Here is a 21706-nt window from a genome sequence, read left to right on the forward strand (position 1 = left end):
GCCCGGCAAGACTCGGACCCTGAGCATCACGGGTCTGAACAAAACGTGCAGCAAATTGACCGTACGGGGGAGCATCGGTGTCGCGTGTATTAGCTACGGAAGCAGAAGTGCTGGCTCTGTCGCCAGATGCTGCTTCATCCAAGGCCGCAAAAGGACTGCAGTCCATCAGCAAATGGCCAACCACGGGAAGCAATGAAGCGGCCGTCTGGGGCGAGTGTCAGGGCAGCGGCTCCAAGCCTTATCAGACTCAGGTCGATCTCAGCGGCCCCGCTTTCAAATGCTCGTGTCCCAGCCGCAAATTCCCTTGCAAGCATGGTCTGGCACTGATGCTGTTGCGCGCGGCAGGGCAGGTGCCCGAAGCTGCCGAGCCGCCCGAATGGGTGAACGCATGGCTCGGGGGGCGTCAGGAAAAAGCCGAGAAGAAAGAGGCCAAGGCTGCCGCCATTGCCGCTGCGCCGCCGCCCGATCCTGAAGTGCTGGCCAAGCAGCAGGCCAAGCGTGACGACAAGCGCTGGGACAAGGTGTCGGCCGGCATGCAGGAGCTGTCTTTGTGGATGCAGGATATGGTGCGCACCGGCCTTGCCAACCAGGCGGGTGATGCCCAGGCATGCCAGCACTGGTACACCATGGCCGCGCGCATGGTCGATGCCCAGGCTACCGGCATGGCCGCACGTATCAAGGAGGCCTGGGAACTGGTGGACAGCCACCCGAATTGGGCGCGCGATCTGCTGGTGCAACTGGGCCATTGGCAATTGCTGGTCGAAGCGGTGGAGCGGCGTGATTCTTTGCCCGCCGAAGTCAAGGCCGATGTGATGGCCGCTTTAGGCTGGTCCATGGACAAGGTGGAGGTACAGGCGCAAGGCCATGCCGTGACTGACCGCTGGCGTGTTGCCGGCATGCGCATGATCGAGCGCGAAGGCCGCTTGCTGGAGCGCCGTGTCTGGCTGCAAGGCCTGCAAAGCGGGCGTATGGCGCTGATGCTGGACTATGCACAAGGGGGGCGCGGTTTCGAGACGGCCTGGGTGCAAGGTGCAAGCTACCGCGGGACTGTGCATTTCTATCCCGGCCAGGCTGCCTTGCGTGCACTGGCAGGCAGCGATTTGCAGCGGCTTGAGTCTGGGGTCGAGGCGTCTTTGACATCGGCGATGCTGGGTGATTCGCTGCTGCAGCTGAGCCAGCGCATTGCCGCTAACCCGGTGCAGTTCGCGCAGCCGCTGTGGTGCGCGCAGGCTGGCTTGAACTATGTCGATGGTCAGTGGTTTGCCAGCTGGCCACAGCCGCAGGAAGCAGGCCAGGATCACAGTCTGGCTCCGGTGCCGGTGGTGGTGAGTGACGACCAAGCCTGGCGCCTGCTGGCGCTGAGCGGTGGTGCGCCGGTGGCCTTGTTTGGTGAGTGGGAAGCAGGCCCGCAGATTGGCCGCTGGCGCCTGCTCAGTGCCTGGCTGCCGGCGGAGCAGGGTGGGGTGGTGGATGCGTTGTCGCCCTTGATCCCCATCTGGCAGAACCGGGGTGAGATGTTATGAGTCAAGCAAATCTTTGGGCTGCCCTGCAGCAGTCCGCGCTGGTGGGTAGCGACCGTCTGGCCGTGCCCGCCATTCTGGGCACTCCGGATGTCAGCACGCCGGCGACGGTACAAACCGTGCAAATGGCCTTGCAGCAGCCTGTTGCACCAACGGGCAAGGTCACGGGCAAGGTCACGGCCAAGGTATCGACGGCAGCCCAGGTGCTGCGAGCCAGTGCTGTGGCTGCAGTGCTGGAGCGTGCCGGCTGGGTACCGGGCAGCCAGGTCCAGCTGAGCACGGCTCTCACGGCAGCTGCCAGGGCTACAGCGGAACTGCGCGCAGCACCTGCCGATGAGCGCTTGATCGCCCTGGTCGAAGCCGTGATTGCCGATGGTCCGCAGGACCTGCTGGCGCTGAGCTTTGCCGAGCTGGACAAGGCAGGTCTGCGCCTGCCACACGGGCTGCTGGTGGCTGCACTGAACCAGGGGCGCCAATCCACCGAGTTGCGCGAATGGCTGCTGCCTGTCTTGGGCGAGCGCGGCCGCTGGCTGGCAGCGCAGAACCCGCAATGGGCCTATGCCGCCGGGGTGCAGGAGACCGCAGACCCCGAGCAGGTCTGGCAGGAAGGCTCGATTGCCCAGCGCGTGAGCCTGCTGGAGTGCGAGCGCGAAGGCGAGCCAGCCAAGGCCCGTGCACGGTTGGAGGCCAGCCTCAAGGAGCTGAACGCCAAGGAGCGCGCACCCATGGTGCAGGCGCTGCACAAGGGCTTGTCCATGGAGGATGAGCCCTTGCTGGAAAAGCTGCTGGCCGACCGCAGCAAGGAAGTCCGTGAAAACGCCGCCCAGCTACTGAGCTGCCTGCCTGTTAGCGCGCATAGCCAGCGCATCACCGCCTGGCTGCAAGCCATGCTCAGCCAGGATGACAAAGGCGAGTGGCAGATCGAGCCGCCTATCGAAGGCAACAAGGACTGGGAGCGCGATGGCATCGCGCTGCAGCTGCCCGCTTATGTCAAGGGGGAGCGCTCCTGGTGGCTGCAGCAACTGGTGGCGCTGACACCGGTGGAGTTCTGGCAGCAGACGCTGGACAAAAGCCCTGAGCAGCTTTGGGAGTGGAGCCGCCGCAGCGACTGGAAGACGGCGCTGCGCCAGGGCTGGCTGCGTGCACTCGATACCCAGCATGACCTGCGCTGGCTGCCGCTGCTGCAAAGCATGGAAAGCGATTCACGCGCGCAGGCGCTGTTGCCGCCGTTGCTGGCGCAACTGAGCCCCGAGCAGCGCGAAGCGATGTGGATGGAGCGTCTGCAGCGCAAACAGGGCCAGAGTGCGCTGATCGACTCGCTCAACAACATGGACGACAGCATGGGGGCGGTGGACTTGCTATCGCAAGGCATTTCGCAATGGGTGGTTGACGCGCTCTACCTGGCCACGCGTGGCAAGCAGGCCCAGGGCAACTGGCATAGCTGGCAGGCCGACCAGGCAGTGCTGGCCTGTGCCAGGCGCCTGGATGCCAGCGTGCTGCCCCGCTTTGCCGACCTGTGGCGCACGCCGGTGCCCGAAGACGATCTGCCTGCGGCCAGTGAAGCCGAGCCCAAAGAGCCCGTGCAAGGTCCAAACGCCGAGGCCAATGCCGAAACCATTGCCAGACTCAAGGCCGAGCAGGCTGCGCGACGCGCGCGTGCCCGCCTGCGCCCCTGGGATGACGAGCGTGTGCTGGAGCAGCTCAACCGCATTGTTGATCTGCGCCTGGCGCTGCATGCCGCCACTCTCGCATCCCCATCCTCCTGAAGCTATTTAACCCATCACACCGGAAGCACACCATGAGCCAAGTCCTGCGTCAGCACGCCGAACAGCAATTTGCCGAAGAACTCGATGCCTTGCAGAAGGTGGACGACAGGCCGCGTCCTCCGAACTGGAAGCTCTCGCCCTGGGCGGTGCTGCAATACCTGATGGGCGGCCGCCTGAGCAATGGCTTTGAGGTCAGCGCCAAGTACATCGGCAACCCTCGCCTGATGGAGATTGCCGTCTCCACGCTGGCCACCGACCGTGCACTGCTGCTGTATGGCGTGCCCGGTACGGCCAAGTCCTGGGTGTCCGAGCATTTGTCGGCGGCTGTCAGCGGCGACTCCACCATGTTGATCCAGGGCACGGCCGGCACCAGCGAAGAGCAGCTGCGCTATGGCTGGAACTATGCCCAGCTGCTGGCCCATGGCCCGTCTGAAAAGGCGCTGATTCCCAGCCCGCTGGTCAACGCCATGAAGCTGGGCAAGATCGCGCGCATCGAAGAGCTGACGCGCATTCCCGCCGATGTGCAGGACACCTTGATCACCGTGCTGTCTGAAAAGACGCTGCCCGTGCCCGAGCTGGGCATGGAATTCCAGGCCGTGCCGGGCTTTTCGGTCATCGCCACGGCCAACAACCGTGATAAGGGCGTGAATGAACTCTCCAGCGCTCTGAAACGTCGTTTCAACACCGTGGTGCTGCCTGTTCCTGCTTCGCAGGACGAGGAGGTGCAGATCGTCACCAAGCGCGTGGGCGAACAAAGTCGTGCGCTGCAGCTGCCCGCCGAAGCACCGGCGCTGCAGGAAGTGCGCCGCGTGGTGCAGATCTTCCGCGAGCTGCGGGGCGGCCAGACCGAAGACGGCAAGACCGTGCGCCTGAAGTCGCCCAGCTCCACCTTGTCGACGGCCGAGGCGATCTCGGTCATCAACAGCGGCATGGCTCTGGCCGGCCATTTCGGCGATGGAGTCCTGCGTGCGGGCGATGTGGCCTCGGGCCTGCTGGGTGCGGTCATCAAGGACCCGGTGCAGGACAGCGTGGTGTGGAAGGAATATCTGGAAACCGTGGTCAAGGAAAGAGCCGACTGGAAGGATCTATACCGCGCCTGCCGCGAGCAGCTTTGATCTTGTACTGGCGACTAATACAGCTCTTGATACTTCGTTGCCACGCAGGCCGCGCACAAGCTCGCCGTAGCGCTGCTACTGTCTTCGCTTGCGACGCCTCGTCTCAAACGCCCATCTGCGATGGGCTGAGCTGTCTTAGCCGCTTGAGCGTGCTTTCCTTTTTTCTTCGCAGCTAGACAAGCCCATGGCCACTTCCGCTGATTCGATTCATTTTTTTGGCATACGCCACCATGGCCCGGGCTGCGCGCGCAGCCTGCTGCAGGCGCTGGAAGCCTTGCGGCCCGATTGCCTGCTGGTTGAAGGCCCGCCCGAGGGCGAGGCGCTGCTGCCCATGCTGCAAAGCGCCGAGCTGCGCCCGCCCGTGGCCATGCTGGTCTATATGCAGGACGCGCCCAGCCAGGCGGCGTTCTACCCGTTTGCCGAGTTCTCGCCCGAGTGGCAGGCGCTGCAGTGGGCCAGCCGCCATGGCGTGAGCACGCGCTTTATCGACTTGCCGCAAACCCATGCCATGGCCATCGAATTTGCCCGGCGTGAGGCCCTGAAGAAGGCCATGGAAGAGGCCGAGGAAGGTGATGCAGAGGTAGAGGCAAACGCTGAGGAAGAGGGCGACGCACTGCTGGTGGATTCCTTTGAAGCCGCAGCGCAAGAGGCGGATGCGCAGGCTGAGAGCGCCGAGGTTGCCGTGCAGGAACTGAGTGCCGAGCCCCAGCACCGCGATCCGCTGGACTGGCTGGCCCATGCCGCCGGTTTTGAAGACGGGGAGAGCTGGTGGAACCGGTTGGTGGAAGAACGTGGCGACAACGAAGCGCTGTTTGAATCCATCAACGAGGCCATGACTGCGGTGCGCGGCGAGCTGGCCAGGGATGGCGAAGGAATCGCAGAACACTGGCGCGGCGAGGCCTATGTACAGCGCGAAGCCATGCGTGAAGCCCATATGCGCCAGTGCATACGCGAGGCGATCAAGGCCGGCTTTCAACGCATTGCCGTGGTCTGCGGCGCCTGGCATGTGCCTGCGCTCAAGGAGAACGTCACGGCCAAGGCCGACAACGCCGTGCTCAAGGGCCTGCCCAAGGCCAAGGTGCAAGCCACCTGGGCGCCCTGGACCTACCGCAATCTGGCCAGCAGCAGCGGCTATGGCGCGGGCGTCACATCGCCGGGCTGGTATGAACATCTATGGCGCTGCTATCAGCGCGATATGGAGTCGAAACAGGAGCAAACGCAGGACAGTCAAGCGCTGGTAGCTAGCAAAAACATAGTCAGCGCAGCCACGGTGCGCACCGCAGGCTGGCTCACGCGCGTGGCTCACCTGCTGCGCGACAAGGACCTGGACTGCTCCAGCGCCCACATCATCGAGGCCACGCGCCTGGCGAGCAGTCTGGCCGCACTGCGCGGCCAGCCCACGCCGGGGCTGGAAGAAATCAACGAAGCCATCGTCACCGTGGTCTGCATGGGCGAGACCGCGCCGCTGCGCTTGATTGACGACGAGCTGACCGTGGGCCATGTGCTGGGCAGCGTGCCGGCCGATGTGCCCCAGGTGCCGCTGCAGCGCGATATCGAGCAGCAGCAAAAGTCGCTGCGTATGAAGCCCGAAGCCGCCGCCAAGCTGCTGGCGCTGGACTTGCGCAAGGAAAACGATCTGGCCCGCAGCCATTTTCTGCACCGTCTGCGCCTGCTGGGCATTGACTGGGGCACGCCTGCGCAGGACGCCCAGCGCAACCGCGGTACCTTCCGCGAAAGCTGGCAGATGCAGTGGGAGCCAGAGCTGGCCGTGCGCATCATCGAGGCCAGCGTGCATGGCGCCACGGTGGCCCAGGCTGCCACGGCCAAGCTGCGCGCCAGCCTGACGCCCGAAACCGCTCTGCCCGAAATTGCGCAGGCGATTGACGACGCGCTGCTGGCCAATTTGCCCCAGCTGGTCGAGGTACTGATAGCAACCCTGGCCGAGCGCGCCGCCACCACGGGCGATGTGGCCCAGTTGTTGCAGGCCTTGCCGCCGCTGGCCAATGTCTATCGCTACGGCAGCGTGCGCCAGACCGATACGGCGCTGCTGGCCACGGTGATCGACTCCCTGGTGTTGCGCGCTGCCATCGGCTTGCCCGTGGCCTGCATGGCCATGGATGAAGACGCGGCAGCGGCGATGAAGCAGAAGCTGCTGGCGGCTCACGATGCCTTGCGCCTGCGCGGCACCGACGGTGAAGCGCAGCAGGCCGTGGACGCCTGGCGCGCTGCGTTGCGTAGCCTGGCCATGGGTGATGCGGCTGCGGCTCTGTTGCGCGGCACGGCCTGCCGTTTGCTGCTGGACGAGCAGATGCTGGAGAGCGACGAGGTCGTGCGGCAGTTCAATCGCAACCTCTCGCTGGGCACCTTGCCCATGGATGTGGCGGCCTGGCTGGACGGCTTCTTGAACAAGCAGGCCCTGGTGCTGCTGCACGATGAATCCATCTGGGGCGCGGTCGATGCCTGGCTCTCGGGCCTGGGCGAAGTGCAGTTCGCCCAGATTCTGCCGCTGGTGCGCCGCAGCTTTGCCAACTTCAGCAACCACGAGCGCCAGAGCCTGGGCGAGAAGGCCAGGCGTGCTCCCGTTGCTGGAGCAGCGGCGCCAGCAACGGTGGCCACTGGCGATGAAGCAGGCCCCTGGGACGAGCAGCGCGCCGCGCTGGCATTGCCGGTGCTCAATGCGCTTTTAGGCTTGAATATGCCCGAAACGCTGATGAGCCAGTCGCCGGTAGCTCCTGATTTTGAATCTGCCGCAGTGCAGCTGTGATGATGAATGCGAAACTGAACACTTCCAACCCAGACCAGGAATCTGCCGAGCAGGAGCTGCAGCCTACATCACGCCTGCAGCGCTGGCGCATGGTGCTGGGCAGCCCGGCCGATGCCAGCTGCGGCGGCATCTCGGGCCGCCTGCAGGAAATGGACCAGGCCCTGGCCGCGCTGTATGAAGAGGACAGCAAGCTGGGCTCGCGCAAGGGTGGACGCGGCAACTCTTCGCCATCCGTCTCGCGCTGGCTCGGCGATATCCGCAAATACTTTCCCAGCCAGGTCGTGCAGGTCATGCAGCGCGACGCCATGGAGCGGCTGCAGCTGCGCGAGCTGTTGCTGCAGCCCGAGATGCTGGAAAACGTGCAGCCCGATGTACATCTGGTGGCGGACCTGATCTCGCTGGGCTCGGTCATCCCGCAAAACACCAAGGCCACGGCACGGCTGGTGGTGCGCAAGGTGGTGGACGAGCTGATGAAAAAGCTGGAAGAGCCCATGCGCAGCGCCGTGGCCGGTGCGCTGGACCGCAGCCAGCGCAACCGCCGTCCGCGCCATGCCGAGATCGACTGGAACCGCACCATTCGCGCCAATCTGCGTCACTGGCAGCCGGAATACAAAACCATAGTGCCTGAAACCCTGATCGGCTACGGCCGCAAGGCACGCCGTCCGCAGCGCGAGGTGATTCTGTGCATCGACCAGAGTGGGTCCATGGCCAACTCGGTGGTCTATTCCAGCATCTTCGGCGCCGTGATGGCCAGCTTGCCGGCCGTGGCGACCAAGCTGGTGGTGTTCGATACGGCCGTGGTCGACCTGACCGAGAAACTCGACGATCCGGTCGATGTGCTGTTCGGCGTGCAACTGGGTGGCGGTACCGACATCAACGGCGCCGTGGGCTACTGCCAGGGGCTGATCAGCGAGCCGCGCAACACCATTCTGGTGCTGATCTCCGACCTCTACGAGGGCGGTGTGGAGTCCGGCCTGCTGCGCCGCGCCAACGAGCTGGTGGAGGCTGGCGTGCAGTTCATCACCTTGCTGGCGCTGAGCGACGAGGGAGCCCCCGCTTATGACGCCGATCTGGCCGCCAAGCTGGCCGCGCTTGGCGTGCCCTCGTTTGCCTGCACGCCCGATGCCTTCCCGCAACTGATGGCTGCCGCCATTCGGCGCGACGATGTGGCCGCCTGGGCGGCGACCCAGGGCTTCAAGACCAGCAAATAAAAATAGCAGCTTGTCGCTGGACGGGCTGCTTTTCCAGGCGGTAGCCCTAGCGCCGCTATTGTGGGTCTATTCGGGAATCGTTACGCCCAGCTGGGTGAGTTTGGCGGCCAGTACGTCGCGACGGCGTGCTGCCTTGGCGGCGATTTCGCTGGCCGTGGCGATGGCTTTGGGGCCTTTGGAGGCCAGGGCCTTGACCAGGTCCGCTTTCCTGGCTGCCTCGGTTGCGGCCTTGCGGTAGCTGGCAATCAGTTCGGCATGTGCGGCGGTTTGGTTCACGGAGATTCCTGTGGGGCTAAGGCCGCATTGTCAGCGTAAAAACCGCTGTTACGGCCATGCACTCTGGAACGATTGGCAATTTCTGTCGCCGGGCGGCCATGGTTTGAAGGCATGATGGCGGTCGTTCAAACCAATGGGGAGTGCGATGGCTGGTGCGGGTCTTTTGATGTTGCTCGATGATATTGCGACCTTGCTCGATGATGTGGCGCTGATGACCAAAACGGCCGCGGGCAAGAGCACGGCCATTCTGGATGATGTGGCGACCCAGACCAAGGTGGCCGTGCAAAAGACAGCCGGTGTGCTTGGCGACGACCTGGCACTCAATGCCGAGCAGGTTGCCGGGGTCAAGGCCAACCGGGAGTTGCCCGTAGTCTGGGCCGTGGCCAAGGGCTCGCTGATGAACAAGGCGATTCTGGTGCCTGCAGCCTTGCTGATCAGTGCGTTTGTTCCCTGGCTGATCACTCCGCTGCTGATGCTGGGCGGTGCGTTTCTGTGCTTTGAAGGCGTGGAAAAGATTCTCGAGATCTTCCACCAGAAAAAGCCTCACGGTGTGCATGAGGCCGTTGTCGATGCCGACGAGGCAGCGCACAAGGGGGTGGCACCATCGTCGGTGAGGGCCGCACGCGAAAAGCAGATGGACCCCATGGAATATGAGAAGCAAAAGGTCAAGGGCGCGATACGCACCGACTTCATTCTCTCGGCAGAAATCATGGCGATTGCGCTGGCTACGGTGTCCACCAAGCCCATCTGGGAGCAAGCAGTGGTGCTGGTTGCCGTGGCACTGGCCATTACCGTGTTTGTCTATGGTCTGGTGGCCGGCATCGTGCGCATGGATGATGTGGGCAACTGGCTGATGGCCAAGTCCAGCAGCGCAGCCAAGGCCTTGGGGCGTGGCCTGATTGCATTCACGCCCTGGCTGATGCGTGGCCTGTCCATCGTGGGCACGGCCGCCATGTTCATGGTGGGCGGTAGTCTGCTGGTGCACGGCATGGCTCCGATCGAGCATTGGGTGCAGGTGGTGCTGGTCCCCATGGGGGGCATGGCCGCAATGCTGGGGCCGGTGCTGGTGCATGTGGTGGTAGGCGCCATCATCGGCGGCGCGGTGGTGCTGTGCGTGGAGCTGTGGCACAAGCTTAAGGGAGCCCCGGCTGCTCATTGAAAGAGTAGCTAGCACCGTATACCGGGTGCGGGTTTGAGCTGGATCAGATGTGAGAGCAGGTTTCAAGGCGGTCGTGGCCCGAGGGCAACGACCGCCTTTTTCTTGGGCTGCATGAGGTGCAGGTTGACCTGGGACAAACCCGAGCAAAGGCGGCTTTGTTTCAATCAATGCCAAGGGATGTGCCAAGCATTCCCATTGATTACCTCAAGGAAAAAAGCCCATGAAAAAGACTCTGATCGCAATTGCCGCTGCTGCCAGCGCATTGACTGCCGGCACTGCCTTTGCCCAATCCTTTGACGGCACCAGCCCATGGCAGGTGCGCGTGCGCGCACTGCATCTGGACAGCGAAAACGGCGGTGCAGCCGGTGATGCCGGCGTGAGCATCAACAACAAGTGGATCCCGGAAGTGGATGTGTCCTACTTCTTCACGCCCAATATCGCTGCCGAGCTGGTGCTGACCTATCCGCAAAAGCACAGCGTGTATCTGAATGACGCTTACCTGGGCTCGCTCAAGCATCTGCCGCCCACTTTGCTGGCCCAGTACCACTTCACCAATTTCGGTGCCTTCAAGCCCTATGTGGGCGCGGGTATCAACTACACGCATTTCTCCAGCGTGAATCTGCCTGCGGGCCTGGACGTGAAGCGCAGCAGCTGGGGTGGCGCACTGCAAGTGGGTTTTGACTATGCGCTGGACAAGAACTGGTCGCTGAACTTCGATGTGAAGAAGGTATACATCGACACGAAGATCAACAACAACATTGGCAAGCTCAAGGTCGACCCATGGCTGGTGGGCGTGGGCGTGGGCTACCGCTTCTAAGAGTGGAGTCCCAAGGAGTGATCTTGTCTGCGGCCTTCTTCCGCAGATGAGGCACGCGCCGCAGGCTTTGCGGCGCAACGGAGTGGGCCGGTCGGCATGGCCGGCGCATTTCAAGGCTAGGGTGTATGTTTGTATCGGTATTCCGCTTGCGCGGGGTACCGATTTTTTTTGTCGCCGGGCGCCCCAAGGCTATGAGCAGTTCCCTCAGGCAACTGCCGCACGTAGCAGACAAGCGTGGGGGCTTTTTATTGGCGCAGGGCCGTCCCAAGGCAATAAGCGGCCCCCTTGGGGGGGGCAGCGGCCACACGCAGTGGGCAAGCGTGGGGGCTTTTTATTGGCGCAGGGCCGTCCCAAGGCAATAAGCGGCCCCCTTGGGGGGCAGCGGCCACACGCAGTGGGCAAGCGTGGGGGCTTAATCCTCCAGCTGGTAGCGAAAGACCTGGGCAAGGCAGGCGCTGACCGGTTGGCCCTGGGCAGTAGGGCGCGAGAACTTCCATTTCTGCAGCGCGGCAATCGATGGCTTGACCAGCGCCGGGTGTGCGCCTGGCTGGACCAGATGATTTCCCACTTTGCCTGTTGCGGATATCTCAAAGACGATGACGAAGCGGCCCTGGACTTCGTTGACTGCCATGGCTTGCGGGTAGTCAGGCAGCACGGTTCGCCGGATCTGCAGCGGTGCATCAAGCTGATGCGGAGCAAAGCAATTCTGCAGCCAGAGGGGACGCTCGGAGCTGGCAAGCCAGCGGGCCTGGCTGCCACCCAGAGGCTTTGACATCTGCGGGCTGCGAGGTCCGGCTGTAGGGGGTGTTTCGTTTGGTTCTGACGGTGCTGCCGGAGCGGGGCTTGTGGACTGTATCCGGCTTCGTGTGGGTTCGGTGCCCGTGCCTTGCACGGATGTGCCATCAAGCTCGGAAGATGGCTCGGGAGCCGGCGGTATCTGGCGGCATCCGCCCAGCCACAGCGCTGCCAGCAGCAAGGCTGCAGAGAAAGCTGGCGAGCGCAGACCTGTACGAAGCGGGGAAGCGGCAAGCATCAAAACGTCTCCTTTGCCGCCTGCCGGGGGCAGGCGGTGCGGAGACTTTATACCTTGTCCAGAGCCTGGTTCAGATCGACCAGCAGGTCATCGATATGCTCGATACCGATGGACAGGCGCACCATGCCTTCGCTTACACCGGCCTTGGCCAGTTCGGCAGCGTCCAGCTGACGGTGTGTGGTGGAGGCCGGGTGGGTTGCCAGCGACTTGGCGTCGCCAATGTTCACCAGACGCGTGAACAATTGCAGCGCATCAAGGAAACGTGCGCCGGCTTCGCGGCCGGCGTCGCCCTTGAGGCTGAACGACAGAATGCCCGAAGCCCGGCCACCCGACTGCTTTTGCACGATGGCATGGTCGGGGTGGTCCTTGAGGCCGGCATAGCGCACCCATTCGACCTTGGGATGCTGCTGCAGTGTCTCGGCAATTTTCTGCGTGTTCTCGCAGATGCGGTCCATGCGCAGCGCCAGGGTTTCGATACCTTGCAGAATCTGGAAGGCGTTCTGGGGCGAGATGGCTGCGCCCATATTGCGCAGCGGCACGACGCGGGCGCGGCCGATGAAGGCTGCAGGGCCCAGCGCTTCGGTATAGACCACGCCGTGATAGCTGACGTCGGGTTCGTTCAGGCGCTTGAAGCGCTGCTTGTGCTGGCCCCAGGGGAACTTGCCGCTATCGACAATTGCGCCGCCCACGCTGGTGCCGTGACCGCCCAGATACTTGGTCAGCGAATGCACGACGATGTCGGCACCGAACTCGAAGGGGCGCAGCAGATAGGGTGAGGGCACGGTGTTGTCCACGATCAGCGGTACGCCATGGGCATGGGCCACATCGGCCAGCGCCTGGATATCGGTCACGTTGCCCAATGGGTTGCCGATGGACTCGATGAACACCGCCTTGGTCCTGGCGTCGATCAGCTTGCCAAAGCTGGCAGGATCGCGCGGATCGGCAAAGCGCACCTCGATGCCCTGCTGGGGGAAGGTGTGGGCAAACAGGTTGTAGGTGCCGCCATAAAGCGTGCTGGCGCTGATGATGTTGTCACCCGCTTCTGCCAGGGTCTGTATGGCGGCGGTAATGGCGGCCATGCCGGAAGCCAGGGCCAGTGCGGCAATGCCGCCTTCCAGGGCCGCGACGCGCTTTTCCAGCACATCGGTGGTGGGGTTCATGATGCGGGTGTAGATATTGCCCGGCACCTTGAGGTCGAACAGGTCTGCGCCATGCTGAGCGCTATCGAAGGCGTAGGCCACCGTCTGGTAGATGGGCACGGCCACGGCCTTGGTCGTGGGATCGGGGGAGTAGCCGGCGTGAACGGCCAATGTCTCGATGCGCATGTTCAGTCTCTCTCGGAATGATGGGAAATGATGCTGGCCTCGTTTCCAGGGCCGAGTCATTATGGTCCGAGCACCCACTGGAGCCGAACGACGGAATAGCTATGTACATATCCGGAGCGCGGCACAGGGATGGAAAAAATAATTGTGGCCATATATGTTTTCGGTCATGCTGCGGCTAGTTTCGATTTTCCGCATGAAAGCCAGCAGCTGTGAGCCAGTCCGCAGACCCCTATTTCGCGTTGATTGCGCCTGCCTGCATCATGCTTTTTGGCGGGTTGATCGCTGTTTGTTGGTGGATGCAGCGAAAGCAGTTGCGCTCGCCCTTTCTGCTCTGGCTGGCCGCAGGTTATGTGCTGCCTGCAGCAGCCCTGATGGCGCAAAGCCTGATGAACGATGCGCAGCTGGGCGCGGCAGCCCCCTGGACCGCCGTGCTGTATTTGAGTGGAGGCTGGTGCATTGCCAACGGCATGGTGCTGCGCATCGGCGGCAAAGGCGTCAGTGTGCTTGCAGGCCTGCTGATCGGCGCAGCGACGGTGAGCGGTCTTTATTACTTCTCGCGGGTCGATGACCAGCTATGGATTCGTGTGCAGATCTTGACGCTGGGTATGGCGCTTCAGCAATTGCTGGCTGTCAGATATATGCTCACGGCCAAGGCTTCTGCGGATCGGCTGGAGAAGTGGGTCTTCTGGACCTATTGGATCAACATCGCCTACGCGCTGCTGAGGCCTGTGGCGGTGTGGCTCCTGCCTGTGCAGGAGGTGCAGGAGGTGACGCGCTCGGGGTATTGGCTGCTTACCCTGGCGCTGGCAGTGCTGTTCTCGCTGTGGTTTGCCCTGGGCCTGCTCGCCTGCTGTGTGAGAGATATGCTGGATGTCCTGCGGGAGGAGCGCAACAGGGATCCTTTGACCCAGTTGCTCAACCGGCGGGCATTCATGGAGTGTGCACAAGCTCTCATGAGCGACGCCAGACAGGCTCCCTGGGTGGTGGTCGCTGCCGATATCGATTATTTCAAGCAGATCAACGATCGCTGGGGGCATGCTTGCGGAGATCAGGTCCTCAGGGAGCTTGCGCAATGGTTGCCCCGGCAGGTCCGTGAAAAAGACCTGGTGGCTCGTTTTGGCGGCGAGGAGTTTGTGCTGCTGCTGACGGGGGTGCAACTGCAGGAAGCCTATGTCATTGTGGAGCGCATGCGCGAGAACCTGCACCGGCATCAGTTCACCATGCTGCCTGCCGGAGCGGCGTTGACACTGAGCTTTGGTTTGGCTCCGGTGATCAACTGGGAGTCGCTGGAGTCGGCAATGATGCAGGCCGATGCATTGTTGTACGAGGCCAAGAATGCCGGGCGCGATCGCGTGCAGGCGCTTCGTGGTGCCTAGGGCCGAGGGTTCAGTGCGATTCCGGCTTGCGCCCCGTATGCGTGGATCCGGTGGCGCGCTTTCTTTCCCAGCTCATCCATGCCGCCTGAATCACTGCAGGCGCGTGGGCGTCGTTGGCTGCGTAGCGACGCTGTGCGGCGGTGAGCTGGCTGGCCGCCCAGTTGGACGTGGTGGTACGTTTGGACTTGCGAAAGCTCTGGCCTAGAACCAGTGCCACCGCAGCCCTGACGCCGACGGATGAGCCATAGCCCAGGCGTTTGAAGTGGCGGTCCAGATCCTCGACATTCCTCAGCTCGGTCTGCAGTCTGCGCGGCAGGGAATGCCGGTCATTGTCCAGCCCGAAGCCCAGTTTGAGAATATGGGGCGAGCCAAGAATGTCTCGCGTGATCTCCAGGGCCAGAGGGTGATGCAGTTGCAGCAGCCAGGCCTGCTGCGGTGTTGCCAGCTGAACCAGGTGCGGGCCGCTATCGTGCTGGCCCGCGTTGAACAGGGGCTTGCTTTCGGTATCGAAGCCCAGAAACTCGGCACGCTTCAGGGCTTCATGGGCCGCATGGAACTGTGCTTCGGTCTGGGGAAGATGAATGGCCTGCTCGGCCAGTTCTGCAAAAGGTGGCAGCAAGGCGCTTTCTTCCTTGCTCGGAGCTTTGAGTTGGGGCATGGCGTATTACACACCATGCGCTGCCTGTCTTGTCCCCAGCCCGTGTGGACCTGCCTGTGGGTAAATGTCGGGAAAACTCCGCAATTCCTTGCCAGGCGTGGCTTTGCGCCTGATGCCTAAAAAATGGGCGGAGCATTCCCAGGCTAGTTGCGCTGAAAGCCGGGCTGACGTTTTTCCAGAAATGCGGCGATGCCTTCGCGGCTGTTGGGGTGGATCGCACAATCGGTGATGGCCTGCTGCTCGCGCTGCAGGTGCTGTTGCAAGTCGTGGCTGTGTGCACTGTCGCAGAGCTTTTTGATATGGGCCAGAGAGTTGGTGGCACCTGCTGCCAGCTCTTCGGCCAGCTGGCAGGCCTGCGCTGCCAGTTCGTGCGGCTCGTGCAGTGCATCGAAAATACCCAGGCGCAGACATTCCTGGGCCGATATGGGGCGGTTGCTCATCAACAGGTACTTGGCCCGGGCAGCGCCGGCTCTGCGGCTCAGATAGTAGGAAGAGCCCAGGTCCGGGCTCAGGCCTATGGCCGAGTAGCCGCCGCGCAGAAAAACCTGGTTGGAGGCCAGCACGATATCGGCACAGAGGCCCAGGCCCAGGCCACCACCGCCCAGCGAGCCCTGAATGGCACTGATGACCGGAACGGGCAAGTTGGCCAGTGTCTGCATGGTGGGGTTGAGCAGGCCCAAAATCTCTGCAATCAGCTGTGGCAGCTGCTCGCGGTTCTGTACAAACTCACGGATGTCGCCGCCCACGCAGAACTGCTTGCCGGAAGCGGAAATCAGCACGGCACCAATATCGGTGCGGTGGGCTTGTTCGACTACAGCAGCCAGGGCGTGAGCCATGGGCGTGCTGATGACATTGCCCTGATCGGGTTGATTGAGCACGATGTGGCCCACGCCGTTGCGAATTTCCCAGAGCACCATTTCAGACATCAGGCGACCTTTCTTTCATGATGGGCCCAGAACGGGGCCCGCAGGCTGGTCTTGAGGATCTTGCCTGCACCCGATAGCGGCATGGCCTCGACAAACGAAACATCACGGGGACATTTGTAGCCGGCAATGCGCTCCTTGCAGAAGTTAATCAGTTCCTGGGCTTCCAGGTTCTGTCCGGGCTTAAGCACGATGAAGACATGGACCTGCTCGCCCCAGTGCTCATGGGGAATGCCTATGACGGCACATGAGGCCACGGCAGGATGGGTGGCAATGACGCTCTCCACCTCGATGCTGTAGACGTTCTCGCCACCGGTGACGATCATGTCCTTGATGCGGTCAACGACAAAGACATAGCCTTCATCGTCCATGCGGCCGCCATCGCCCGTATGCATCCAGCCATCACGGATGGCGGCTGCGGTTTCGGCGGGCTTGTTCCAGTAGCCCAGCATCACGCCGGGGCCCCGAACCACGATTTCACCGACCTCGCCGCGTGGCACCTCCTGCCCTTCGGGGTTGACAATGCGCACCTCGGTGCAGGCGGTGGCGCGTCCGGCGCTGCGGTGGCGGCCCTTGGCCCGGCCTGGTTCGCGGTGCATTTCGGGGGCAAGAATGGTGGCGATGGGCGAGACCTCCGTCATGCCATAGGCCTGCACAAAACCCACATCGGGGATGGCCCGCATGGCCCGGTCCAGCAGGCCCTCGGAAATGGGAGAGGCTCCATAAGCCATCTGACGCAGCGAACTCAGATCGTATTTGTGCAGATCAGGATGGTCCACCAGCATCTGAATCATGGTGGGCACCAGCAGCGTATCGGTCACGCCGGTGCTGGCAATGGCCTGCAGCACCGCGACGGGATCGAAGCGCGGCACCATGACATGGCAGCCGCCGGCAGCAAACAGGGCATTCATGAACGCGCCGTCAGCCAGATGGAACATGGGAGCTGCGTGCAGGCCAATGCTGCCTGCGCGCACGATCTGTGACGACACGCCCGAGATGGCATTGGTATAGAGATTGCGATGGCAGAGCATGACCCCCTTGGGGGAGCCGGTGGTGCCACCGGTGTAGAAGACACCGGCCAGATCGTCGCCGCTGCGCATGGCGTCTTCAACCGGGCTGTTGTCTGCCACCAGTGCTTCGTAGGAAAGCATGTTCTGCGGGGCAGGGCCGTCGCCCAGGTGGATCAGCGTCTGCAGAGAACGGGACAGCTTGAGGATCTCGGGCATCAACGGTGCGAAGCTGTCATCCACCAGCAGAATGCGGGTGTCGCAATCGTCGAGGGAGTAGGCGATTTCGTTGGCGCTCCAGCGGATATTGATGGGATTGACGGCAACGCCTGCCCAGTAGCAGGCCATGTAGTACTCCAGATACCAGTCTGAGTTGAGGCTCAGAATCCCGACCCGGTCGCCGGCCTGGGCGCCCAGTGCCCGCAGCGCGCCGGCGAAACGGGCGACCCGCTCCCCCAGCTGCGCAAAACTGCGTTTGCGGCCGTTGTAGATACTGGCTGTGGCATGGGGCGTCTGCTGCACGGCGCGACGTAGGCTTTGCGTGAGATACATGGCTGGCCTTTCTTGAAACAGAGAAAGCGATCAATGCGAGGCTATTGGGCGAAAAGGCGTCTGGCGATCAGGTCCTTCATGATTTCGTTGGCGCCGCCATAGATCTTCTGGATCCGGGCGTCGGTGTACAGGCGCGCGATGGGGTATTCCTCCATATAGCCGTAGCCGCCGAACAGCTGCAGGCACTCATCCATGACCTTGCACTGCTGCTCGCTGCACCACCACTTGGCCATATAGGCGGCCTCGTTATCCAGCGTGCCGTCAAGCAGGCGCTGTATGCAGTCGTTGACAAAGCTGCGCACCACATGGGCCGTGGTGGCGCATTCGGCCAGCTTGAAGCGCGTGTTCTGGAAGTCTGCAATCGTCTGGCCGAATGCCTTGCGTTGCCGGGTGTAGTCCACGGTCAGTGCGACGGCCATCTCGATGGCTGCAGCGGCACTGACTCCCAGCAGCATGCGCTCATAGGGCAGCTGGCTCATCAGCTGCTTGAAGCCCTGACCTTCGGTGCCGCCCAGCAGGTGGCTGGCGGGTATGCGCAGGTCTTCAAAGAACAGCTCGGCGGTGTCCGAAATATGCTGGCCGATCTTGTCCAGCCTGCGGCCCACGCGAAAGCCGGGCAGGTTTTCCGTCTCCAGCACCACCAGCGATACGCCGCCGCTGCCTGCATCTCCGGTGCGCACGGCCACCACCAGCAAATTGGCGGTGTAGCCATTGGTAATGAAGGTCTTGGAGCCCTTGATGACGTAGTGCTCGCCATCGCGCTGGGCCCGTGTGCGCATGGCCTTGAGGTCGGAGCCCACGCTGGGCTCGGTCATGGCAATACCGGCCAGCAATTCGCCGCTGCAAAGCCTGGGCAACCAGCGCTGCTTCTGTTCCTCGGTTCCGTAGGCCAGCAGATAGTGCGAGGCGATGGTGTGCACGCTGGTGATGGCATGTACCTCGGCCTTGGTCAGCTCTTCCTGCACCACCAACTGGTAGGCCAGATTGCCGCCACCGCCGCCCCATTGTTCGTCCATTTCGGGCAGCAGAAAGCCATGGGCGCCAAAGCCGCGCCAGGTCTCGCGCGGCACATAGCCCTGAGCGCGCCAGGCGGGTACATGGGGTGTCAGTTCGCGCTCTATGTAGCGGCGCACCTGCTCCCGGAAGGCGTCGATCTCGGCATCCATCCAGGCATGCTGAAAGGGTTTGGGCAGCAGCATGTTCAGACCCCGGTCAGGCCGCCGGTACACATCAAGGTCTGGCCGCTGATGTAGTCCGATTCGGGTTGGCAAAAGAGGTAGACCGCACCCGCCGCCTCGTCGGGCGTGCCGGCGCGGCCCAGGGGAATCGTCTGCTCCATGGCGGCCATCAGACCGGGGTTCACGCCCACCTTGATGTCGCGGCCTTCGATGTGGGCCGTCTCGCCATTGGCGGCGGAGTTGGTCAGCCTGGTCTTGATGAGTCCGAAGGCCACGCAGTTCACATTGACGTTCATGCGTCCCCACTCCTTGGCCAGTGTCATGGTCATGCCCGTGATGCCGGCCTTGGCCACGGAGTAGTTGGTCTGGCCCGCATTGCCGAACAGGCCTGCCACCGAGGAGATATTGACCACCTTGCGCATGACGCGCTGGCCGGCTTCCAGCTCGGCCTTGGACAAGGCCTTGATGACGGGCTGGGCCGCACGCAGTATGCGAAACGGGGCTGTCAGATGGCAGTCGAGAATGGCGTACCACTGTTCGTCGCTCATCTTCTGGATGACGTTGTCCCAGGTGTAACCGGCGTTGTTGACGATGATGTCCAGTCCCTGGTATTGCTGGACGGGGGTGCCGACAAAGCGCTCGGCAAAGTCGGTGTGGGTGACATTGCCCACGCAGGCAACGGCCTCGCCGCCCATCTCGCGTATCAGGGCAAGGGTTTCATTGGCGGGTTCCGCATCGAGGTCGTTGATGACCAGGCGTGCGCCTTCGCTGGCCAGCTTGAGGGCGATGCTGCGGCCTATGCCGCGGCCCGAGCCCGAAACCAGGGCTACCTTGCCGTCGAGTTTTCCTGTCATTGCTGTCTCCTTGGACGAATCAATACGTTCTCAGGGCAGGCTGATCCAGGCATCGCCCGCGATCTTGGTCTGGCCATGCTGGTTGCTGCTTTGCACCTCGACGCGGACGCTGCGATCCGCATCGCGTTTTTCCACAACGCGGCCCGAGCACGAGATCGCATTGGCCAGATGGGTAATGCCCTGAAAGCGCACGTCGAAGCGGCGCAGCCTGGATTGCGGCGCCCAGTTGGTCAGCAACCGCCCTAGCCAGGCCATTCCCAGCATGCCGTGGGCAAACACATCGGGCATGCCGGCCTTGCGCGCAAAGTCGGTGTCGATATGAATCGGGTTGTGGTCGCCCGAGGCTCCGGCAAACAAGGCCAGCGTGGTGCGGTTGATCGGGGGCAGGTCGAGAGTGGGCAGTGCATCTCCAACCTGGACCTCGTCGTAGCGAGGGGTGTTCATTGCCAGCCCTTTCTAGTTGCGGACCACGATGACGGAGCGCATTTCTGCCACCAGCTCGTTGTCCTGATTGACGGCGCGCGATGACTTCACAACAAATTCCAGCGCGCCGTTCTTCTTGCTGTAGATGTCATCGATCCTGGACTGCACCGTGATGCGGTCTCCGGCGCAGGCACTCCGGTGATAGCAGAAGCTCTGCTCGCCATGCAGGATCCTGGCGATCGGGATGTTCAGGGTTTGCAGGAGAAGGTCGGACGCGCCGCTGTCCATCTCCGCCGCAAACAAAAAGGTGGGGGGCGCGGGCAGGTCCGGGTAGCCCGCTGCGCGGGCGGCCTCCAGGTCGGTATAGACGGCGTTGTTTTCACCGATGGCCTTGGCAAAGAAGCGCAGGCGGCTACGGTCCAGGCTGAGCTCGGAAGAGGGCAGGGCATGCCCTATCCATTGGGTGTCAATCATCGGCAGCTCCTTCAGACGCGCTCGTAGAGGGTGACCACGCAGGCGCCACCGAGGCCGAGGTTGTGCTGCAGTGCCAGGCGGGCATTGGCAACCTGGCGCTGGTCGGCGCGGCCGCGCAGTTGCTGCACCAGCTCCGTGCACTGGGCAAGGCCGGTGGCGCCCAGAGGGTGTCCCTTGGACAGCAGGCCGCCCGAGGGATTGGTCACAAACTTGCCGCCATAGGTGTTGTCGCCGTCACAGACAAACTTTTCCGCGCCACCCACAGGGCACAGGCCCAGGGCCTCGTAGGTCAGCAATTCGTTTTGCGCAAAGCAGTCATGCAGCTCCACCACGTCCACGTCCTGGGGGCTGATGCCGGCCTGTTCATAGACCTGGCGCGCAGCGTCCTGTGCCATGCTGAAGCCCACCACTTCGCGCATGTCGTGGGCCTCGAAGGTTCTGGGGCTGTCCGTGGTCATGGACTGGGCGCGGATGCGCACGCTGTGGTCCAGGCCATGCTTGAGCGCATAGGCTTCGGACACCAGCAGGGCCGCCGCCGCGCCGCAGGTGGGTGGGCAGGCCATGAGTCGGGTCATCACACCCGGCCACATCAAGGGGGAGGCCATGACTTCTTCCTCCGTCACCTCGGTGCGGAACAGGGCCAGTGGATTGCGCGCCGCATGGCGACTGGCCTTGGCGCGGATCTTGGCAAAGGTGGACAGCTGCGTGCCGTACTGGTCCATATGCGCCTTGCCAGCTCCGCCGAAGTAGCGCAGGGCCAGCGGCACGCCGTTGTCGCCGACCAGAGCATCGGTTTCCGCTTCGAAGCGGTCAAAGGGGCTGGGGCGGTCGCTGAAGACCGAGCCCAGTGCACCAGGGGTCATCTGCTCGAACCCCAGGGCCAGCACGCAGTCTGCGGCGCCGCTGGCCACGGCCTGACGTGCCAGGAACAGTGCGGTGGAGCCGGTGGAGCAGTTGTTGTTGACGTTGATGATGGGAATGCCGGACATGCCCACCTCATACAGCGCTCTCTGCCCGGCGGTGGAGTCGCCGTAGACATAGCCCACATAGGCTTGCTGCACCGCAGCATACGCGAGACCCGCATCCGCCAGCGCCAGGGACGTGGCGCTGGAGCCCATCTGGAAGTAGGGATCACTCTTTCCGGGCTTGGCAAATGGAATCATGCCTACGCCGGCAACAAACACATCGCGACTCATGGGGGCTCCTTGGGAAAGTGGCAAACAGGTGTTGAGCAATGAGAGCCATCGTAGGAATTACCGATGCGCAAACCCATTG

General features: G+C 62.9%; 19 protein-coding genes. 8 read left to right on the forward strand and 11 right to left on the reverse strand.

Features of this window, described 5'->3' with window-relative positions:
• The first annotated feature begins 77 nt into the window (after positions 1 to 77).
• The 5 genes from QMY55_RS09305 to QMY55_RS09325 all read left to right on the forward strand — a co-directional run bounded on the left by QMY55_RS09305 (position 78) and on the right by QMY55_RS09325 (position 8376).
• Positions 78 to 1523: an SWIM zinc finger family protein gene (locus QMY55_RS09305; protein ID WP_283488325.1), complete on the forward strand. Its 1446-nt coding sequence runs from the start codon at positions 78 to 80 to the stop codon at positions 1521 to 1523.
• Complete coding sequence (locus QMY55_RS09310) at positions 1520 to 3286, forward strand: DUF5691 domain-containing protein (RefSeq protein ID WP_283488326.1); 1767 nt, start codon at positions 1520 to 1522, stop codon at positions 3284 to 3286. The genes QMY55_RS09305 and QMY55_RS09310 overlap by 4 nt, the downstream gene beginning before the upstream one ends.
• A 32-nt stretch (positions 3287 to 3318) precedes the next feature.
• Complete coding sequence (locus tag QMY55_RS09315) at positions 3319 to 4401, forward strand: ATP-binding protein (protein ID WP_283488327.1); 1083 nt, start codon at positions 3319 to 3321, stop codon at positions 4399 to 4401.
• A 184-nt stretch (positions 4402 to 4585) separates the two neighbouring features.
• Complete coding sequence (locus QMY55_RS09320; RefSeq protein WP_283488328.1) at positions 4586 to 7165, forward strand: DUF5682 family protein; 2580 nt, start codon at positions 4586 to 4588, stop codon at positions 7163 to 7165.
• Entirely contained in the window at positions 7165 to 8376 is a 1212-nt protein-coding gene (locus QMY55_RS09325; RefSeq protein WP_407650652.1) for a VWA domain-containing protein, read from the forward strand. The genes QMY55_RS09320 and QMY55_RS09325 overlap by 1 nt, the downstream gene beginning before the upstream one ends.
• A 66-nt stretch (positions 8377 to 8442) precedes the next feature.
• Here the strand turns inward: QMY55_RS09325 and QMY55_RS09330 are convergent, their stop codons facing one another.
• Entirely contained in the window at positions 8443 to 8652 is a 210-nt protein-coding gene (locus QMY55_RS09330; RefSeq protein WP_283488329.1) for a hypothetical protein, read from the reverse strand.
• A 145-nt stretch (positions 8653 to 8797) separates the two neighbouring features.
• Here QMY55_RS09330 and QMY55_RS09335 point away from each other — a divergent pair, with 145 nt between their 5' ends.
• Together QMY55_RS09335 and QMY55_RS09340 are read left to right on the forward strand one after the other, a co-directional pair.
• Entirely contained in the window at positions 8798 to 9811 is a 1014-nt protein-coding gene (locus tag QMY55_RS09335; RefSeq protein ID WP_283488330.1) for a DUF808 domain-containing protein, read from the forward strand.
• Between the two features lie 220 nt (positions 9812 to 10031).
• Positions 10032 to 10628: an OmpW/AlkL family protein gene (locus QMY55_RS09340; protein WP_283488331.1), complete on the forward strand. Its 597-nt coding sequence runs from the start codon at positions 10032 to 10034 to the stop codon at positions 10626 to 10628.
• A 412-nt stretch (positions 10629 to 11040) separates the two neighbouring features.
• On the opposite strand, the gene QMY55_RS09345 is transcribed toward QMY55_RS09340, so the two are convergent.
• Together QMY55_RS09345 and QMY55_RS09350 are read right to left on the reverse strand one after the other, a co-directional pair.
• Entirely contained in the window at positions 11041 to 11403 is a 363-nt protein-coding gene (locus QMY55_RS09345; RefSeq protein WP_283488332.1) for an energy transducer TonB, read from the reverse strand.
• Between the two features lie 305 nt (positions 11404 to 11708).
• Positions 11709 to 12986 carry an O-acetylhomoserine aminocarboxypropyltransferase/cysteine synthase family protein gene (locus QMY55_RS09350; RefSeq protein ID WP_283488333.1) on the reverse strand — a complete coding sequence of 426 codons (1278 nt, stop codon included), beginning with the start codon at positions 12984 to 12986 and terminating at the stop codon, positions 11709 to 11711.
• Positions 12987 to 13195: 209 nt separating this feature from the next.
• Between QMY55_RS09350 and QMY55_RS09355 the strand changes: the two genes are divergently transcribed.
• Positions 13196 to 14362, forward strand: a complete 1167-nt coding sequence (locus QMY55_RS09355; RefSeq protein WP_283488334.1) for a GGDEF domain-containing protein — start codon at positions 13196 to 13198, stop codon at positions 14360 to 14362.
• Between the two features lie 10 nt (positions 14363 to 14372).
• On the opposite strand, the gene QMY55_RS09360 is transcribed toward QMY55_RS09355, so the two are convergent.
• The 8 genes from QMY55_RS09360 to QMY55_RS09395 form a co-directional block, all read right to left on the reverse strand.
• Complete coding sequence (locus QMY55_RS09360; RefSeq protein ID WP_283488335.1) at positions 14373 to 15020, reverse strand: 3'-5' exonuclease; 648 nt, start codon at positions 15018 to 15020, stop codon at positions 14373 to 14375.
• A 143-nt stretch (positions 15021 to 15163) separates the two neighbouring features.
• Positions 15164 to 15946 (reverse strand): enoyl-CoA hydratase/isomerase family protein, encoded by a 783-nt coding sequence (locus QMY55_RS09365; protein ID WP_283488336.1) that lies wholly within the window; start codon positions 15944 to 15946, stop codon positions 15164 to 15166.
• The gene (locus QMY55_RS09370; protein WP_283488337.1) at positions 15946 to 17502 is read right to left on the reverse strand and encodes an acyl-CoA synthetase; all 1557 of its coding nucleotides are present in this window, start codon (positions 17500 to 17502) and stop codon (positions 15946 to 15948) included. The genes QMY55_RS09365 and QMY55_RS09370 overlap by 1 nt, the downstream gene beginning before the upstream one ends.
• 41 nt (positions 17503 to 17543) lie before the next feature.
• Positions 17544 to 18701, reverse strand: a complete 1158-nt coding sequence (locus tag QMY55_RS09375) for an acyl-CoA dehydrogenase family protein (RefSeq protein ID WP_283488338.1) — start codon at positions 18699 to 18701, stop codon at positions 17544 to 17546.
• Between the two features lie 2 nt (positions 18702 to 18703).
• Complete coding sequence (locus tag QMY55_RS09380; protein WP_283488339.1) at positions 18704 to 19534, reverse strand: SDR family NAD(P)-dependent oxidoreductase; 831 nt, start codon at positions 19532 to 19534, stop codon at positions 18704 to 18706.
• A 30-nt stretch (positions 19535 to 19564) separates the two neighbouring features.
• Entirely contained in the window at positions 19565 to 19978 is a 414-nt protein-coding gene (locus QMY55_RS09385) for a MaoC family dehydratase (RefSeq protein WP_283488340.1), read from the reverse strand.
• 12 nt (positions 19979 to 19990) lie between these two features.
• Positions 19991 to 20431: a MaoC family dehydratase N-terminal domain-containing protein gene (locus QMY55_RS09390; protein ID WP_283488341.1), complete on the reverse strand. Its 441-nt coding sequence runs from the start codon at positions 20429 to 20431 to the stop codon at positions 19991 to 19993.
• 11 nt (positions 20432 to 20442) lie between these two features.
• Positions 20443 to 21627 (reverse strand): lipid-transfer protein, encoded by a 1185-nt coding sequence (locus tag QMY55_RS09395; RefSeq protein ID WP_283488342.1) that lies wholly within the window; start codon positions 21625 to 21627, stop codon positions 20443 to 20445.
• Between the last annotated feature and the right edge of the window lie 79 nt (positions 21628 to 21706).

It is taken from the genome of Comamonas resistens (assembly GCF_030064165.1).
GTDB classification, from domain to species: domain Bacteria; phylum Pseudomonadota; class Gammaproteobacteria; order Burkholderiales; family Burkholderiaceae_C; genus Comamonas; species Comamonas resistens.

What these genes read in the sequence shown, in the direction of transcription:
- QMY55_RS09310 (WP_283488326.1), top strand. Translation starts at nt 1,520, where the DNA reads ATGAGTCAAGCAAATCTTTGGGCTGCCCTGCAGCAGTCCGCGCTGGTG.
- QMY55_RS09315 (WP_283488327.1), top strand. Translation starts at nt 3,319, where the DNA reads ATGAGCCAAGTCCTGCGTCAGCACGCCGAACAGCAATTTGCCGAAGAA.
- QMY55_RS09320 (WP_283488328.1), top strand. Translation starts at nt 4,586, where the DNA reads ATGGCCACTTCCGCTGATTCGATTCATTTTTTTGGCATACGCCACCAT.
- QMY55_RS09325 (WP_407650652.1), top strand. Translation starts at nt 7,165, where the DNA reads ATGATGAATGCGAAACTGAACACTTCCAACCCAGACCAGGAATCTGCC.
- QMY55_RS09335 (WP_283488330.1), top strand. Translation starts at nt 8,798, where the DNA reads ATGGCTGGTGCGGGTCTTTTGATGTTGCTCGATGATATTGCGACCTTG.
- QMY55_RS09340 (WP_283488331.1), top strand. Translation starts at nt 10,032, where the DNA reads ATGAAAAAGACTCTGATCGCAATTGCCGCTGCTGCCAGCGCATTGACT.
- QMY55_RS09345 (WP_283488332.1), bottom strand. Translation starts at nt 11,403, where the DNA reads ATGTCAAAGCCTCTGGGTGGCAGCCAGGCCCGCTGGCTTGCCAGCTCC.
- QMY55_RS09350 (WP_283488333.1), bottom strand. Translation starts at nt 12,986, where the DNA reads ATGCGCATCGAGACATTGGCCGTTCACGCCGGCTACTCCCCCGATCCC.
- QMY55_RS09360 (WP_283488335.1), bottom strand. Translation starts at nt 15,020, where the DNA reads ATGCCCCAACTCAAAGCTCCGAGCAAGGAAGAAAGCGCCTTGCTGCCA.
- QMY55_RS09365 (WP_283488336.1), bottom strand. Translation starts at nt 15,946, where the DNA reads ATGTCTGAAATGGTGCTCTGGGAAATTCGCAACGGCGTGGGCCACATC.
- QMY55_RS09370 (WP_283488337.1), bottom strand. Translation starts at nt 17,502, where the DNA reads ATGTATCTCACGCAAAGCCTACGTCGCGCCGTGCAGCAGACGCCCCAT.
- QMY55_RS09375 (WP_283488338.1), bottom strand. Translation starts at nt 18,701, where the DNA reads ATGCTGCTGCCCAAACCCTTTCAGCATGCCTGGATGGATGCCGAGATC.
- QMY55_RS09380 (WP_283488339.1), bottom strand. Translation starts at nt 19,534, where the DNA reads ATGACAGGAAAACTCGACGGCAAGGTAGCCCTGGTTTCGGGCTCGGGC.
- QMY55_RS09385 (WP_283488340.1), bottom strand. Translation starts at nt 19,978, where the DNA reads ATGAACACCCCTCGCTACGACGAGGTCCAGGTTGGAGATGCACTGCCC.
- QMY55_RS09390 (WP_283488341.1), bottom strand. Translation starts at nt 20,431, where the DNA reads ATGATTGACACCCAATGGATAGGGCATGCCCTGCCCTCTTCCGAGCTC.
- QMY55_RS09395 (WP_283488342.1), bottom strand. Translation starts at nt 21,627, where the DNA reads ATGAGTCGCGATGTGTTTGTTGCCGGCGTAGGCATGATTCCATTTGCC.